Below are 16,876 nucleotides of genomic sequence, written 5' to 3' on the forward strand. Positions count from 1 at the left end.
TAGTAAATCCTCAAAGTTTACTTTTTGCTAAAAATATTCTCCATTTGCCAAGCATCAAGTGATTTCAGCAAAGCATCATTTCCGCGTGCCTGAATCGACACTCCTTTGCTATCTTCTCTGTCAGGATAAGTACGAACTGCAATACATTGACGCCCATTTACAAAGACTTCAACAATACTACGGTCTATAAATATCCTCATGTTCACTAGCTCTCCTTTTTTAATCTCCACATCAGCAGTTTCTGTTACACGGGATTTCACAGAGTTTAACGTAGAAGCCATAGAATTATCAATAGATATCGCACTATATTGTATCTTATGCTTCACATCTGAACGGCCATTGTATCCTCCATCTTTATAGAATAAAATACGCGTATATTCTTCCTTATTTGGCGAACGCAGAACATTAAGTTCTAAAGTTGTTGCTTTTTGAAGATCAATAGCTAGGTTTAGCTCCATTGCATTCCCGGACACATTTTTAAGGACAACTTCTTTATTAGCAGGTAAAACAGTCTCAGCTATGGATACTTTCTCTCTTCTTAATGACTCTACATCACCTGCAGGTTGTATCTGTAATTTATCTCGTTCATCAAGTGTAAGCAACCAAGGTAAAGTCATCATTTCCGTAAAATTACCATTACCTATAGGCTTGCCGGAGTTCATATTAAATATTGCTACTACTCCCCCTTTACCATCAGGATAAGCAGATGGGGCATGTACTCCTCCTTTAGAAACTGGACCATGGTTAAAATTCCCACCATCGGTAACAACAAACTTATCTCTTTTCTGATCGTAATCACCGATCAAATACTTACCTCCACTCATATGACTAAAATGGAGTAGAATGTATTTACCTTTATCGCCTATTGGCCAAAAATACGGACAAGCGCCATCATCACCCACCAATCCATAATTATCTTTTTCTACAAATGGGTGCAGGTATTCCCATTTGCTAAGGTCTTTGGATCTCATAAGAAAATTAGTTCTGATGTTTCTTCCACCTGGTCCCACAGGACGAGTACCTGCAAGCAAGCTATAATAATGATCGCCTTTCTTCCATATGTTTGGATCAAATATGTTATAAGGTACTTTCTCTCCTGCTTTAGGGTAAGGAATCACAGAATTACCTGTTACTTTTTCCCAGTTAAGTAGCAGAGGATCATTAGAGGTTGCTACCATAGTACCTACCTTTGTTCCATGATACATTGCGATCACTCTATCCTTTTCTACGAAAGTAGATCCAGAAAACACCCTCTCCTCAGGATTAGGATAGATTGCATAAGGCAAATCACGCCAATGAATTAAATCCTTGCTTACCACATGCCCCCAGTGCTGGCGCGGATCTTCTGGTGGATATCCCTGATAAAATAAATGCCAGTTACCTCCCCAATAACATAAGCCATTTGGATCATTTAAACGTCCTTCAGGAGTAATATAATGATAAAAAGGACGGTGTTTATCGGCTGCTAAAACTTTCCTGGAAGCCTCGAAGCGCTTTATCAAAGGATTGTTTTTCAGTTGTTTTTCTTGTTCACTTAAAGTAGTACCAAAGGTATATTTCGGTACTTTAGAAGTATAATCAGTCTGGGCCTGGACAACCATCACAGCTGACACAGTCAGCAGAGCCGAAAGAGCTGTTATTTTAATTAAAATTCGTTTCATATCTATTTGGTTAAATTAAACAATACTTTATATAACATTCACTGGATTTTGCTGAATAAAAGAATCTATTTCAGATGGATAATAAGATGGGCATGCACCTGCATTCATAGTTACAAAACCACCAAGGGCTGTAGCATATTCAAGAGCTTCCGAATCACTTTTACCGTTCAGCCTTGCTGCAATAAAACCGGAAAGAAATGCGTCTCCACTCCCTACAGTATCCTGTACTACAACACTATAGGCTTGCTGATGTATTTCTTTACTTCGGTTATAATAAGAAGCTCCGAAACTTCCTTTGGTTACAATCATCTCTTTTATGTCAAAACGAGTTAGCAAAAACGATGTCTTCTGCACCTCAGTATGGTTTTCCAACTCATACCATCCAGCAATGAGATCGAGTTCCTGGTTATTTAGTTTCAGTAAATCTGCCATCTGTAACAAATTTTCCAGTTTCTCCTGATCGATAAATGGTGGACGAAGATTAATGTCAAATATCCTATAGGAAGCATTCTCCAAAAGCCTGTACAGTGTATTGGAAGTCATTTCAGCTCGTGAAGATAAGCTTCCATATACAAATGCATCTGCATATTTAACCATCTCCTCTACCTCAGAATCAAAGGAAATGAAATCCCAGGCAACGGGATATAGTATCTCATAACTAACCTCTTTATTTTCAGAGATATGTACAGCCACTTCTGAAGTATTATATGTTGTATCTTTCTGTATAAACTGAACTGGTATTCCTTTTCCATTGATAAAGCTTTTGAGATCCTTACCATTCTGATCATCTCCTACACGGCTCACTATACTGCTTTCAATTCCGAGTTGATTGAGATGATAAGCCACATTCATTGGTGCCCCCCCGGGCTTTCTGCCTTCTGGTAAATTATCCCATAAAACTTCCCCAAAACATATTACACGGCTATTTTCCTGTTTCATTTTTCTTTCTAAGCTTAAGTATTGGTATTATAAATTAATGGACAATAATATTGTGTTCAATCTGCTCCAGCGATTTACCCTTGGTTTCAGGCATGAGCTTCCATACAAAAAGTAACTGGATGATCATCATGACACAAAAGAAGAGGAAAGTATTGCCCCCTCCCAGCTCTTCTGCGAAGTAAGGAAAGCTAAAAGCAATAATTGCTGCCATTATCCAATGGGTGAAGCTCCCCAAAGTCTGCCCCTTTGCCCTTACTTCATTAGGAAAGATTTCAGAGATAAACACCCAGATGACAGCGCCTTGTGAAAAAGCGAAAAAAGCAATGTAAAGCATAAGATAAAAGGTGATCAGTAAGCCATTGAAATTACCGGTGTAAAAGGTGTATGACACGAGCGCTAAAGATATAATGAGTCCGAAAGAGCCGATAAACATCAGTTTCTTACGACCAAAACGATCTATAAAACCAATGGCAATAAGGGTGAAAGTAAAGTTGACCAATCCAATTCCTATTGTAGATAATAAGGAGGTATGAGCGCCCAAACCTGCCATTTCGAATATCCTGGGTGCATAATAAATGATGGCATTGATGCCAGATACCTGATTGAATACAGCAAACAAAATGGCCAATAAAACCGGTCGCTTATACTTTCTGGATAAAAGTGGCTCTTTGGCTTGCTCCTTTTGATGCTGACCTGATTGAATAATATCCTCTAGTTCCTTTTCAAAATTGATTGGACTAATTTTTCTAAGTACTTCTTTCGCATCACTGATCCTATTGCGTTGCAAAATCAACCATCGTGGGCTTTCTGGAACCAGTGGAATCAAACATAAATAGATCAATGATGGAAGAACCTGAATTCCCAGCATCCACCTCCAGGAGGATTCTCCACTATTGCCAATAAGGTAATTGGATAAATAGGAAATCAATATACCAAGTACAATATTGAATTGAAAAAGAGCAACCAACCTTCCCCTGGAATGTGCTGGGGAAATTTCAGATATATAAATCGGAGCTGCTACGGAGGAAATACCTACACCAATGCCTCCTAAAAAACGAAAACTGAGAAACACAGCCCAATCCTGGGCAAGCGCTGTACCCAATGCAGATAATAAATAACAGATTGCAATTAGATATAAAGTGTTTTTACGACCGAAATTATCTGATGGTATAGCACCTATAAGAGCGCCTAAGACAGTGCCGATAAGTGCAATTGATACTGTAAGGCCATGTTCAAAGACATTTAAGTTCCAGTAATTCTGGATGGCTTTTTCAGCGCCTGATATGACTGCTGTATCAAAGCCAAAAAGAAAACCTCCTAATGCTACTACTAGCGACCACGCTATGACAAAATTTTTCTTCATGAAGTTTATACTTGGTTTTTACATCACAAAGAAGAAGAAATACATGTCTATTGATGTTAAATTTCAATTCAAATGCATTTACAATTATAAATTGCATCATTTTTACACATAGACCTGTAAATCAAACAATTAATTTGCATGACATTAAATCTGATAATCCGTTTATATAGATTTTGATACCTGAATTTCAAAAAATGATACATATCGTTTCAAAATCAATACAAATCTTTTAACCTCCGGCATCTGCTTCATTTTAATAAGCCGATTCCTTTTGGTATTTTTCCTTACCAAATTTTAAATCTGCAATCCCAGACATGAGAAAATTCATTTTATTCTTTATTATCATTCTGTTTTTTGGCTGTGGCAATAAAGAAAGCAAGCAGACTGAATATGTAATCGGTTTCTCCCAATGTATTGGATCAGACGAATGGAGAAAAACTATGCTGGATGAAATGAAAAGAGAACTTTCTTTTCATCCCGAAGTTAAATTGATCTATAAAGATGCAAATGGAAATAACCACAATCAGATAAACCAGGTTAAAGAGATGATCAGAAAGAAAGTAAATCTCCTGATTATATCTCCAAATGAGGCCAGACCGCTTACGCCAATTGTAGAAGAAGCATTTAATAGTGGAATACCAGTAATTGTGATCGACAGAAAAACATCTTCCAGCCTATATACAGCCTATGTCGGGGGAAATAATTATGAAATCGGTCGTTTAGCAGCAGAATATATTGCCAGTAAAGCTAATGGAAAGACAAACATTCTAGAAATTATGGGGCTTCCGGGCTCATCTCCTGCTATAGAACGACAAAGAGGCTTTTACGAAGGGCTAAAGCCTTATCCTGATGTGAAAGTTGTGAAACAGGTATATGGTAATTGGCTCAAAGAAATAGCCCAGCAGGAAGCAATGCAATTAGCTCAGTCGAAATTGAATATTGATATGGTCTTCGCCCACAATGATCAAATGGCACTGGGAGCTTATCTGGCTTTTAAAAAGGTTACACCAGGAAAGAAAATAAAGATCATGGGGGTAGATGCACTTCCAGGGGCTCAAAATGGCCTGCAACAAATAGCGAACGGCACCTTACAGTCATCCATGTTGTATCCTACTGGCGGAAAAGAGGCTATAAGAACAGCTTTGAATATTTTGAATAATGAGCCTTTCAATCGGGAGAATATTCTAAAAACTCTTGTTGCAGACTCCAGCAATGTACAATTGATGAGGCTGCAAGCTGACAAAATGAATAGCCAGCAGAAAGACATAGAAAGGCAACAGAAAATGTTGGAAGAACAGATGGAAGTATATAATAACCAGCAGATCATTCTCAATATCCTGGTCATCAGTCTGGTATTTGCCATTGTTTTTGGAAGTGTAGCCTTGTATTCTCTAACTGAAAACTGGAGAAACAATAAGGCTCTGGAGGCAAAAAATGAAGAAATTCTGCTTCATCAGCAACAGCTTATTGAAATGTCTGCCAAAGCCAATGCAGCCTCCGAAGCCAGATTTAATTTCTTTACTAATATATCACACGAGTTCCGTACACCACTTACATTGATCAATATTCCATTGGAAGAGCTTCTGGAAGACCGCAAACTTCCGGAAACGGCAAAGAAGCACCTGAACATGATTCATAAAAATTCATCAAGGCTGTTACGACTAGTCAATCAACTCATTGATTTTAGAAAAATAGAGTATGATAACCGAAGTGTCAATCCATCTGAAAACGATTTTATAGCTTTTGTTAAAGACATAGCAAATGCTTTCAAAGACATTGCAAAAAAGAGAAAAATAGATTTGAGGGTCATAAGCACAGAAAGAGAGCTAAGAGCCTGGTTTGATGTAGACATGCTGGACAAGGTACTTTTTAATCTACTTTCAAATGCTTTTAAATTTACAAATGACCATGGCAGAATCCATATAAAAATCGAAAAAGACGCAGAGACCAATACGATTCAGATTTGGGTGGAAGACAATGGAGCAGGCATGTCAGAAGAAGATGCGACCCATGCTTTCGACCTTTTCTATCAAGGTGAAAATGACCGTTCTAAAGGTTCTGGAATCGGCTTATCTTTATCTAGAGAAATTATCACATTACACCATGGTAGTATCCAATTAAAAAGTGAAAAATGGAAAGGAACAAGCTTCCATCTCATACTTCCATTAGGTAGCGGGCATTTCGGAATAGATGAAAAGTCTGACAATACAACCAATCCTTATGTGATTGATGATGATACCTTTAAATTATATACGATTGAACTGGAGCCTACAAATCATACAGAAAGCAGCCTTACACCTGTTTTTAACACTTTAAAGGAGCAATCTATTCTTATTATAGAAGACAATGAAGATATGCTGACATTTCTAAAACAGCGTTTGTCTTCAGATTATGAAGTTTTTACGGCCGACAATGGAGAAACCGGATTGAATGAAGCATTGGAGAAGGTTCCCGATCTGATTATTTCAGATATAGTAATGCCAGGTAAGTCTGGTATTTCATTGCTGAATTCTTTAAAAAATGACATCAGGACATCCCATATCCCAGTTATATTACTCACTGCTAAAACAAGTTACGAGCATCAGATTGAAGGGATGCAAGCCATGGCTGATGCTTATATCAGTAAACCATTTAACATGAACTTTCTGATAGAATCAATCGCAAGCCTTCTGAACAATAGACTATTGATTCGTAGTCATTATAGTGCAGAACTACCAGTTGATTCCAGAATAAACATGGTTGGGAAGCTAGATAAGAAATTCCTTAATGAATTTTCGGGAATTGTAGAAAGCAATATTGCCAATGAAAACCTTAGTGTCGAGAAAATATGTAAGATGATTGGCATTTCGAGGGTACAGCTGTACAGAAAGGTAAAGGCTCTAATGGGTTGTGGCGTATCTGAGTATATCATCAATAAGAGATTGAGAAAAGCAAAGTACTTGTTATTAAATGAGGACTTGTCTATTTCCGAAATCACCTATATGGTTGGAATTGCCTCTCCTACCTATTTTTCTACCTTGTTTAAAAGCAAATACGGATGTACTCCAACCGAATTTAAAAAAGAAAAAACGACATAATCAATTATGGAATATTCAAAATAACTTTTGCCAGATTAATTGTTGCTTCGGTTCCGGTATGTTTTCCAGGTTCATCAGATAATTTTACAACTTCGGTCCATTCACCATCTTTTGGATGCGCTTCCGTCATTTTAATCACAATGTTCATTGCTTTAGGTCCTGCATCATTTGTGAAGTTTGTTCCTATACCAAAAGACATTCCTACGCGGTTACGACAGTACTCTGCAATCCTTTCGACCTTCTCATAATCCAATCCATCTGAAAATATGATTGTTTTACTTCTCGGATCAATCCCCATATGCTGGTAATGTGCAATAACCTTATTAGCAAATTCAAGTGGATCTCCGCTATCATGCCTTACACCATCGAATAGCTTCGAAAACATTTTGTCAAATTGACGAAAAAATACATCAGTTGTGTAAGTATCAGATAGCGCTATACCAAGATCACCACGAAATACCTGAACCCAATGTTCCAACCCCATTGCATTAGCCATTTTAAAACCATAATATGCAGCATGGAACATAAACCACTCATGTGCATGGGTACCTATTGGCTTGGTCTGATGTAACATTGCCATATGTACGTTGCTGGTCCCTATAAAAGAACCAGTTCCATATTCAGATAAAGCCTGCAAAACCAAACGATGAACCTGATAAGAATAACGACGACGTGTACCAAATTCTGCTACTGTAATCCCAAGCTCTCTATATTTTTCAATTTTTTCTCTGGTCCTGCTGATGATCGCCTCTTTACTTATGCGTTCAGAATGATTCATCGTATAGAAAAGCTCACAAATCAAACTCATTAAAGGTACTTCCCATAGGATGGTTCGGTACCATAGTCCTTCTATATGTACACTTAGCTGATCTCCCTGTTGTTCAATATGGACTTCCTCAGGATTAAAACGATAGCCTTCTAAAAAATCAAGATAAACAGGATCAAGATATGGACAATTAACTGCGAGGAATTGCTTTTCTTCTTTACTGAGCTTAAGAAGCGCCATCTCATTCACAGCTTTGCGAAGTGCAACAGAGAAACCATCAGGAAAGACGTGCTTGCCGCGATTGATAAATTTATATCTTGCTTTTGCAGCAGGAAACAAACGGATTACACCCTGCTGCATTGTAATTTTATAAAAATCGTTGTCTAGTATCGAAGAAATCAAGGCGCTGGGTATTGTCTGCATAAGGATATTCTTATTTAACAAACTTCATTAACCAAATAATTACGATCAACAGGCTTCCATATCTTAATTGTATTGTCCAAAAGCCTGTCCTTGTTTCTAATAATAATTGTTAAATCTTCATTCCTTTGAGGAATGTTTGTCTCTACAATATGATGAATACGTGATACAAATACTCCCATATACTTTTCAAAGTCCTCATTACTAATTTCAAGGATAATTTGATTATTATCAAGTAGAACCATGCAATTAAGACTGGTTTCTGCTTTGAGTAACTTCACAACTTTCAAATTGAGTGCTTTCATTAAGATATTATTTTTGATAAGTTGTATAACACTTCAGAACAGGTTTAGTTCGAAAAAATTAAACAAAAAGATTAACTAGCTGTTTTAAAAACATTTAAAATTTAAATTATACCATAGATAAATTTACCACCCTTATTTAAAACCTAAAGAAATGAAATTTAAAAGTTTAGTAATTGTACTATGTTTAATCATAGGCAGTCAATTGGCAAAAGCACAGGTAAAAGTGGCCGACCTCGTAAAAGAATGGGAAAGAGCTAAAGCTTATACCAAAGAATATCTGGACGCTATGCCAGAAAGTGGCTATGCTTTAAAACCTACCCCAGAAATGCGATCGTTTTCTGAACAACTATTACATCTGGCAGATGCAAACTACGGTTTTACATCAGCAGCAGCTGGTACTAAGAGCCCTTTTGGCCAGGGAGAACTGGAAAAAACAGAGGATAAATCTAAAACTAACGTTAGTAATTTAGTGCTGGCAAGCTATGATTATGTGATCGATAATGTAAAAAAGATGACACCTGAACAATTGGAAGAACCTGTCAAATTGTTCGGAAGATTCGATATGTCTAAAAGAACAGCTCTTGAAAAGGATTTCGAACACCAGACACATCACAGGGGACAAACAACTGTATACCTTCGATTGGCTGGTGTAAAACCACCACAGGAAAAGCTCTTCTAGTAGTTAACAGTCTCTATCATTTTGAATCCTGGTACATACCCAAATAGATGTTGGATATGCACCAGGATTCGTTGTTTTTATCATGTCTGAAAATTGTAGCCATAATCCCTCCTTGAAATAAAAAAGGCATTTATCAGTACTTAAATCATCATCATTAGCCCATATCTAAAGGATAATAATCAAAATTGAAATCCTAAAAAAGATATATATGCAATCTTTGCTATTCAAAGAGGGATAAAAAAACTAAAACCAGACTAACCAAATTATAAACATGAAGTATTACATTTACGTATGTATCACTTTCTTACTCTTTTCTTGCAAAAAAGAGGATAATAGAAAAACTATAACTAACTCAGGAAATTCTGGAGTTGTAAAGCCAAACAGCGTTATAAACTCTAAGATTTTTGAACTTATTAATCTAAACTATCCGGGACTGGAAAAGGCTAAAAGCCTATATGAGGCCGACAAACAATATGAAGCAGCTAAAGCTATTCTTGAATATTACAGATTACGTACAAATGTTGTTAACCCGAGCATTTCATTAATAAATGTTACGGCTACAGAAGATGATAAACTTAAAGCGGATTTTGCATTAGACAATTTCCGTTTTTCAGTAAACAATTACTATGAGGATGCTAATAAAAAAATGCCATACTCACTAAATAATGGAGGTAAAATAAACTGGCTGTTTCAACCAACCGGTGCTGATAATGAATACCAAAAGCAATTACACAGACATCAGTGGTTCGTTCCACAGGCAAAAGTTTACCGTACCACTCAAAATGAGAAGTACATCCAGTCATGGATTAACGTATATAAGGATTGGTTAATACAAAACCCTATGCCAGAAACAGGCACTAATACAACTACCTGGTGGCAACTTCAGGTTGCAGAACGGGTTATGGGGCAAACCCAGCTGTTTGACTATTACAAAAACTCTACGAGCTTTACACCAGAATGGTTTTCTGAATTTATGGTTCATTTTGCTGAGCATTCTGATTTCCTTGTAAAATACCCTTATTCTGAAGGAAACATACTTATATCTCAGGGTAGTGCACTGGCTTTTGCTGGCGTATTATTTCCTGAATTCAAGAAAGCTTCTGAATGGATGAATACAGGCTTTAATATATTAGATAAAGAAGTTAAAACACAGTTTCTGGAAGATGGGATGCATTATGAACTCGATTTCAGTTACCATATCAGCGCCATAGCTGATTTCTATGAAGTAATGAAACTGGCCGATGCCAATAAAGCTATTGTGGGCAATGTTTCAGCAAACTTTAACAGCTATTTACACAAGGCAGCACAAGTAGTAATGAATTTTACTTATCCCAATTATTTCACAACTACTGCTTCAAACAGCCAATTCGTACCTGGCTTCAATGATACGAGACAAAGTTCATGGTCGAGATCTGTACTTAATCGGAATTTCACAAGATATGTTGAAATGTTCCCTGATGATAAAGAGTTATTATATATGGCTTCTTATGGGAAAAATGGAAAAATGCCTGCTGCTTCTCCAAAAGCGTTCACTACATCTGGTTATTATATGCTTCGTAATGGCTGGGATAGACTCTCAACCATGTTAATTCTAAGCAATAATTACTCAAATGATGCGATGCAGATATGGAGCCATAAGCAACCGGATAACGGAACTTTTGAACTTTATCACAAAGGAAGAAACTTCTTCCCTGATGCTGGAGTATTCGCTTATACAAGCGATGGGAATAACAGCGCCAGAGAATGGTATCGCCAGACAAGGGTACACAATACGATGACATTAGATAATAAGAACATTACAAATGCAAAAGGCAAATCACTTGCTGTTGTATCCAACAACCAGGCTGAAATAGTAGTAACAGAAAATCAGGGTTATACTAATCTGAAACATCGTCGATATGTATTTTTTGTAAACAAAGCATTTTTTGTATTGGTCGACGAAGGTATAGGTGCTGCATCCGGAACAGTAAATCTTAATTTCAACTTATGTGAAGGTGAGAATGAGGTTATTGTAAGTGCCGATAAAAATGGTGCACATACCAATTTCAGCGATGGCAATAACATGATCATGAGAACCTTTGCCAATGAAAGTTTAACTACCCTTCTATTCAATGGAAAAGTTTCATACGCCCCTGGCATTGAATTTAATCGTAAAGCTTATACAGTTAATATGACAAAAAGCGCTGGACAAACAGCTCGTTATATTACTGTGTTGTACCCAATCAGCCAGGCAGGCACAACACAAATCAACGCTTCATTTACACAGCCATTTCAAGAAACAGGTGTTGCTCTGGAAGTTAACATCGATGGTAAAATATATAACCTTAATTGTAATCTGTAAACTCATATATTATGAAGTCAATAAATACTAAACTAAAATTAAACCGATATCTATACTGGATATTTGCATTGCTGCTTGTTACTGCAGGGTGTAAAAAAGAAGAAGTGATAGATAGTACATCTTTCACAATTTACTATACAGGCATGACTGATATCGGCCCATCAATGTCTGGAGTAATTGCCTCTCCATCTTACATCGGAGCCAAACCTGGTTCATTTGAAATTGTAAGCATTACATTAGATGGTGCACCCTACTCTGGAAATAGCTTTGAAATCAATAAGGATGATGGAAGTATCAGCATAAAGGAAACAGCTGGTATACCTGTTGGTGAATATAAGCTTACGATTAGTTGCATATCAAACGGTGCCAGACATGAGTTTAAAGATGCCGTTGCAATTAATATGATGAAACCTGTGCCAGATGGGATTACAGTAGAGCCAAATAAGCTGACAGTCAATTATGCTGACATTATTGACCCCCTAAGCACTGTTGAATTACCTACCGCCCAAGTAACCACGAACAAAAACCACGTTTCAATTAGAAAGTATGAAATAGCTAAAAGTGATTTTTCTAAATACTTTGCAATATCATCTACCGGAGTTATCTCAATTGTAAAGGGTGATGCGACTTTAGTACCTGGCAAATATGTTCTTTCCCTTAAACTAACTACAGGAGCATCAGGAGAAGACGAAGGAATATTTCAAAATGCAATAGAGATAGATGTTATTTCTAAGCCATTGGGATTAACCTACACACCTTCTTCAGGTAAGATAGAAGAAGAATCAGCACTAAGTGGTAAAACTTCATTTATAAGTACTGTACCAGCGCTTAAAGGTTCATTAAATGACTTGTCATATTCAATAAAGAGTATTAGTCCGGCAACAAATAAAATAACTATCAACACACAGACTGGTGTTATTTCTGTTGCAGAAAACCATGGCTTTACTGCAGGACAAAAATATAAAGTTACGGTAAATGCAAAGAATGCATATGACCAGACGGGTGTTGATTTTACAGATGTTTTTGTACTTGATGTTGTTGAATTTATAGAACCTATACAGCAATTTACTTATTCAAATAAGAATGCGATACAAGCAGTTGCTTTTGATATAAGTCCAGCCGTAGGTTTTAAAGGCGATGAAGTTCGCTTTGAATTTGTAGAATTACCAGCTGCATTACAAGGTAAAATTAACTTAAATGCACAAGGACAAATCAGTGCTGTTAAAGGCAATACAATAGCGAAAGGAACTTACACGGTAAAAGTAAAAGCTACGAACCCTAAAAATGAGGTTACAGCAACCTTTACGTTAACAGTTGGTGCAAATCCAAATTTTTTCACATTCATAAAATATGGAAATAATCTTGGCTTAGCACCTGTAGAAAACTATGCGAACCAATTCCGTATCCCGGTAGGTACTGCCCTCTCTAGTGTAACTCCTATCCCGACAACTGATGCTACAGTAAGTTTAATATACGAAATTAGAAATATTCATCAGGGAGCTGGAACAACAATTGACGCAAGTACAGGAAAAATAGCATTCAGTGGTATTGCTGCTCCTCAGTGTGGGATTTTTATGGTAACTGCTACGGCTGGAAAAGGAACACCTGAAGAGTATTCAGTTCAAACTCCGGTTTTTGTTCATAATTCAGAACCTGTAAAAGCCCCTAACGGTGAAATGGCAGTTGTTGAATACACTCCTTTTGCGTTCCAGGTAAATCCAAATTCAGGAGGTCGCTCAGCCAAACCAGTAATTACAGGGATTGCTGATAAGAGTAAATTAACAATGGATTATAGAAGAACTTTCAACTATTATAATTTCTTTGGAACACATGTAAATGGTCAGCCAAGTGCGGTAGGTACATTTATGCGTAGTCTTTGGGAACAATACGCTGAAAGCAAAAATATAAATCCAAATTATGGTTCAAGAGATCCACTATCTTATTATGGCAATAGAACCAGCACCAATCAAGCGCTTGCATATGTAGATCCAACCACTTTTGAGTTAGTTGTTAACCCGAATAAATGGATTTCTAATGGAGAAGCTGCAAATGGTGCCATGATTGGACAGATTACATTCGGAACTGATGGAGCGGACCCACAAGGTAGTGCTTCTCAATTGTTCCCTATTGTTTTATGGTTTGACACTAAATTTTAAAAAGTACAGAAATGCATAATATGATAAAGATAAGTGTAAATAAGGGATTCATCATGACCATGGTGGCATTACTGTGGTCATTAAGTCTGTCAGCACAGAAACTTACCTTAAAGGGAAAAGTTTTAGACGAAACAAATACTCCTTTAAAAGGAGCTTCAATAACTATCGTAGGAAGACCCAATGGGACAATGACCGGAGATAATGGAGATTTTTCTATTCCTGCTCAAAAAGGTGAGACTTTAAAAGTGAGATATGTAGGATACAAAGAACAAACACTGAGAATAGGTGATATGAACAATATAACCATCAGATTAAAACCTGATAATGAACTACTTGACGAACTGGTTGTAGTTGGTTATAGTACTGTAAAACGTGGAGACCTTACTGGGTCAGTTTCTACAGTTAAAGGTAAAGATGTAGAAGGATTCAAATCAAGTTCAGTATTAGGTGCTTTAGGTGGCCAGGTATCTGGAGTTCAGATCACACAATACGACGGAGAACCAGGTTCAGGATTTAATGTTAACATCCGTGGAGTTGGAACTTTAACAGGTGATGCTTCTCCCCTGTATATTGTAGATGGATTTGAAGTTGCCAACCTTAATTTCCTGTCAAATTCAGATGTTGAATCTATTGAAGTACTGAAAGATGCATCAGCTTCAGCTATATATGGAGCAAGAGCAGCAAACGGAGTTGTTTTAATTACTACTAAATCTGGAAAAGTTGGCAAGCCTCAGATTGCATTTAGCAATGCAAGTACATACCGTCAGATCAATAAGACACTTGACTTATTAAGTCCCTATGAGTTTGTAAAACTACAGGCTGATGTAAATAGTGCTTATGCAGGTGCTTATTATAAACCAGGTAATGATGAAAACGGAATACCTTACAAATACCAGTCAGCTGAAGATTATATTGGCGTAAAAGGTATCAATTGGCAAGAAGAAACATTCAGACCTACCTGGTCACATGATCAGAATTTCTCTGTTAGTGGTGGTATAGAAACAACTAAATATAACTTCTCTCTAAACAGATATAATGAAAATGGTATATTCAACAATAGTGATTTTGGCAGAACAGCGGCCAAAATGAGAATCAACCAGAAACTTACCAGAGATATCACTGTAGATGCTACAATAAACTATGGTAAGACACTTAGATCAGGAGTTGGAACTACAGCAGATGCAGGACGGTTTAACATGCTGGGACAGATTTTTAGCGCCAGACCTACAGGTGGATTGAAAGTAGATGATGAAACGCTTTTGACATCAGCTATCGACCCTGAAATACTGGAAGATGGCTCGAGTTTAGCTCAGGTAAACCCTATCGTGCAAACAGAATCTGTAGTTAACAACAGAGCGACAGAGCTATGGTCATCCAACTTATCTGTTAACTGGGAAATCTTCAAGGGATTAACCTTCCGTTCGGCTGGTACCTTTAACACAACCTACTCACGCAATGATCTATTTTATAGAAACGGTTCGAAAGAAGCTTTCCGTAATGGACAAAAACCTTATGGGCAAACCCAAATGGGTAAAAACCTGCGTTGGACGAACTATAATAACCTAACCTGGAAAAAGAAAATTGACAACAAAAATTCTTACGATGTGATGTTAGGACAAGAGCTATCTTTCAATAGCACTGAATTTTTGTTAGGTCAGGCAATGGATTTTCCTTTCGACAATCTGGGTAATGACAATTTAGGAGTTGGTGCTACCCCAAGTCGTGTAAATTCAGGCTATTCAGATAAAAAACTATTGTCATTTTTCGCCAGAGCAAATTACAATTTTGACAATAAGTATTTGTTAACTGCTACAATAAGGGCCGATGGGTCAACTGTGTTCTCGGAGAAAAACAAATGGGGTTACTTCCCTTCATTTTCTGCTGCATGGCGCATTTCTCAAGAGAGTTTCATGAAAGATATAAGTGCTATATCTGATCTTAAGCTTCGTTTAGGATGGGGAGTAGTTGGTAACGATAGAATATCAAACTTCCTTTCACTAGATCTTTATGAACCAAGTAAATATGGTATTGGAAGCACCACATATACAGTATTGACTCCAAAACAACTTAAAAATGATAACCTGAAATGGGAAGGATCATCTACCATTAATATGGGGATTGACTGGGGATTCCTAAAAAATCGTGTAACTATGGTATCTGATTTCTTTATTAAAGATACCAAAGACCTTCTATTAGCCCAATCACTTTTAGAGCTTACAGGCTTTTCATCTCAATATCAAAACATTGGAAAAATCAGGAACAAAGGTTTTGAGTTGAGTATCACAGGTAAACCTATTCTAAAGAAAGATTTCTCATGGGAAACTAATTTCAATATTTCATTCATAGATAATAAACTGGTGGCGCTGCAATCAGGTGCTAACGCTATGTACACACGTTCTGGTTTTGATAGTAATTTTACCGAGAATGATTATGCAGCAATTATTGGTCAGTCATTAGGTCTTATATACGGTTATGAATTCGATGGCATATATCAGTACAGCGATTTCAATACTACTCCTGATGGAAAACTTGTTTTAAAAGATGGAGTTACAGACAATAGACGTATTACAAACCTGTCTCCTGGAGTGGTAAAATACAAAGATCAGGATGGTGATGGTATTATTTCAACAAATGATCGTACTGTTATAGGAAATGCTATTCCGAAAATGTATGGTGGTTTTAACAATACATTCTACTATAAAAATTTTGATCTGGGTGTGATGGTACAATTCAACTATGGCAACGATATCTATAATGCAACTCGTTTATATGCGACACAGTCTCGTTCCGGACGTAGAAATATGCTTGCAGAAGTTGCTGATAGATGGACACCTACACATGCTTCTAACAAAGTTCCTTCAACAAATGGATATATCACAAACGATGTTTACTCGCGCTTTGTTGAGGATGGTTCTTTTGTAAGATTGAAAAGTGTTGCATTAGGCTATACCCTACCGGCTGCATGGACTAAAAAAGCTTATATGTCTAAAGCCAGAGTATTTACATCAGCACAAAACCTGTTGACTCTTACAGGATACAGCGGTTATGATCCTGAAGTTAGTACATCAGGAGGCAATCCGATGACCCCTGGCTTAGATTGGGGAGGTTATCCAAGAAGTAAGGTATTTACATTCGGATTAGAAGTTCAGTTTTAATCAAAAAGAAAGAA

At 37.0% G+C, this 16,876-nt stretch carries 10 protein-coding genes; 5 read left to right on the top strand and 5 right to left on the bottom strand.

Annotation, left to right across the window (positions count from 1 at the left end; translation table 11 throughout):
* Nucleotides 1-17: 17 nt before the first annotated feature.
* The 3 genes from ABDJ41_RS06010 to ABDJ41_RS06020 are packed head-to-tail and all read right to left on the bottom strand — an operon-like array spanning nt 18 to nt 3,963.
* Nucleotides 18-1,661 carry a glycoside hydrolase family 32 protein gene (locus ABDJ41_RS06010; protein ID WP_349784926.1) on the bottom strand — a complete coding sequence of 548 codons (1,644 nt, stop codon included), beginning with the start codon at nt 1,659-1,661 and terminating at the stop codon, nt 18-20.
* Nucleotides 1,662-1,688: 27 nt separating this feature from the next.
* Nucleotides 1,689-2,600 carry a carbohydrate kinase family protein gene (locus tag ABDJ41_RS06015; RefSeq protein ID WP_349784927.1) on the bottom strand — a complete coding sequence of 304 codons (912 nt, stop codon included), beginning with the start codon at nt 2,598-2,600 and terminating at the stop codon, nt 1,689-1,691.
* A 34-nt stretch (nt 2,601-2,634) separates the two neighbouring features.
* Nucleotides 2,635-3,963, bottom strand: a complete 1,329-nt coding sequence (locus ABDJ41_RS06020) for a sugar porter family MFS transporter (protein ID WP_349784928.1) — start codon at nt 3,961-3,963, stop codon at nt 2,635-2,637.
* A 314-nt stretch (nt 3,964-4,277) separates the two neighbouring features.
* On the opposite strand from ABDJ41_RS06020, the gene ABDJ41_RS06025 reads away from it, so the two are divergent.
* Nucleotides 4,278-7,040, top strand: a complete 2,763-nt coding sequence (locus ABDJ41_RS06025) for a substrate-binding domain-containing protein (RefSeq protein WP_349784929.1) — start codon at nt 4,278-4,280, stop codon at nt 7,038-7,040.
* Between the two features lie 4 nt (nt 7,041-7,044).
* Here the strand turns inward: ABDJ41_RS06025 and pncB are convergent, their stop codons facing one another.
* Complete coding sequence (gene pncB / locus ABDJ41_RS06030; protein ID WP_349784931.1) at nt 7,045-8,229, bottom strand: nicotinate phosphoribosyltransferase; 1,185 nt, start codon at nt 8,227-8,229, stop codon at nt 7,045-7,047.
* A 14-nt stretch (nt 8,230-8,243) separates the two neighbouring features.
* Nucleotides 8,244-8,531, bottom strand: a complete 288-nt coding sequence (locus ABDJ41_RS06035) for a hypothetical protein (protein WP_349784933.1) — start codon at nt 8,529-8,531, stop codon at nt 8,244-8,246.
* A 151-nt stretch (nt 8,532-8,682) separates the two neighbouring features.
* On the opposite strand from ABDJ41_RS06035, the gene ABDJ41_RS06040 reads away from it, so the two are divergent.
* From ABDJ41_RS06040 to ABDJ41_RS06055, 4 genes are all read left to right on the top strand, one after another.
* The gene (locus ABDJ41_RS06040) at nt 8,683-9,210 is read left to right on the top strand and encodes a DinB family protein (RefSeq protein ID WP_349784934.1); all 528 of its coding nucleotides are present in this window, start codon (nt 8,683-8,685) and stop codon (nt 9,208-9,210) included.
* Between the two features lie 271 nt (nt 9,211-9,481).
* Nucleotides 9,482-11,551, top strand: coding sequence for a heparin-sulfate lyase HepC (hepC, locus tag ABDJ41_RS06045; protein ID WP_349784935.1), 2,070 nt, complete (start codon nt 9,482-9,484; stop codon nt 11,549-11,551).
* 11 nt (nt 11,552-11,562) lie between these two features.
* Nucleotides 11,563-13,707 (top strand): surface glycan-binding family protein, encoded by a 2,145-nt coding sequence (locus ABDJ41_RS06050; protein WP_349784937.1) that lies wholly within the window; start codon nt 11,563-11,565, stop codon nt 13,705-13,707.
* A gap of 20 nt (nt 13,708-13,727) precedes the next feature.
* Nucleotides 13,728-16,862: a SusC/RagA family TonB-linked outer membrane protein gene (locus tag ABDJ41_RS06055; protein ID WP_349784938.1), complete on the top strand. Its 3,135-nt coding sequence runs from the start codon at nt 13,728-13,730 to the stop codon at nt 16,860-16,862.
* Nucleotides 16,863-16,876 lie beyond the last annotated feature (14 nt).

Origin of the sequence: Pedobacter sp. ASV1-7 (assembly GCF_040203335.1) — a bacterium.
GTDB lineage: Bacteria > Bacteroidota > Bacteroidia > Sphingobacteriales > Sphingobacteriaceae > Pedobacter.

Excerpts from the sequence above, each read along its gene's own strand:
- ABDJ41_RS06020 (WP_349784928.1), bottom strand. The coding sequence starts at position 3,963 with ATGAAGAAAAATTTTGTCATAGCGTGGTCGCTAGTAGTAGCATTAGGA.
- ABDJ41_RS06010 (WP_349784926.1), bottom strand. The coding sequence starts at position 1,661 with ATGAAACGAATTTTAATTAAAATAACAGCTCTTTCGGCTCTGCTGACT.
- ABDJ41_RS06035 (WP_349784933.1), bottom strand. The coding sequence starts at position 8,531 with ATGAAAGCACTCAATTTGAAAGTTGTGAAGTTACTCAAAGCAGAAACC.
- hepC (WP_349784935.1), top strand. The coding sequence starts at position 9,482 with ATGAAGTATTACATTTACGTATGTATCACTTTCTTACTCTTTTCTTGC.
- ABDJ41_RS06050 (WP_349784937.1), top strand. The coding sequence starts at position 11,563 with ATGAAGTCAATAAATACTAAACTAAAATTAAACCGATATCTATACTGG.
- ABDJ41_RS06055 (WP_349784938.1), top strand. The coding sequence starts at position 13,728 with ATGATAAAGATAAGTGTAAATAAGGGATTCATCATGACCATGGTGGCA.
- pncB (WP_349784931.1), bottom strand. The coding sequence starts at position 8,229 with ATGCAGACAATACCCAGCGCCTTGATTTCTTCGATACTAGACAACGAT.
- ABDJ41_RS06025 (WP_349784929.1), top strand. The coding sequence starts at position 4,278 with ATGAGAAAATTCATTTTATTCTTTATTATCATTCTGTTTTTTGGCTGT.
- ABDJ41_RS06015 (WP_349784927.1), bottom strand. The coding sequence starts at position 2,600 with ATGAAACAGGAAAATAGCCGTGTAATATGTTTTGGGGAAGTTTTATGG.
- ABDJ41_RS06040 (WP_349784934.1), top strand. The coding sequence starts at position 8,683 with ATGAAATTTAAAAGTTTAGTAATTGTACTATGTTTAATCATAGGCAGT.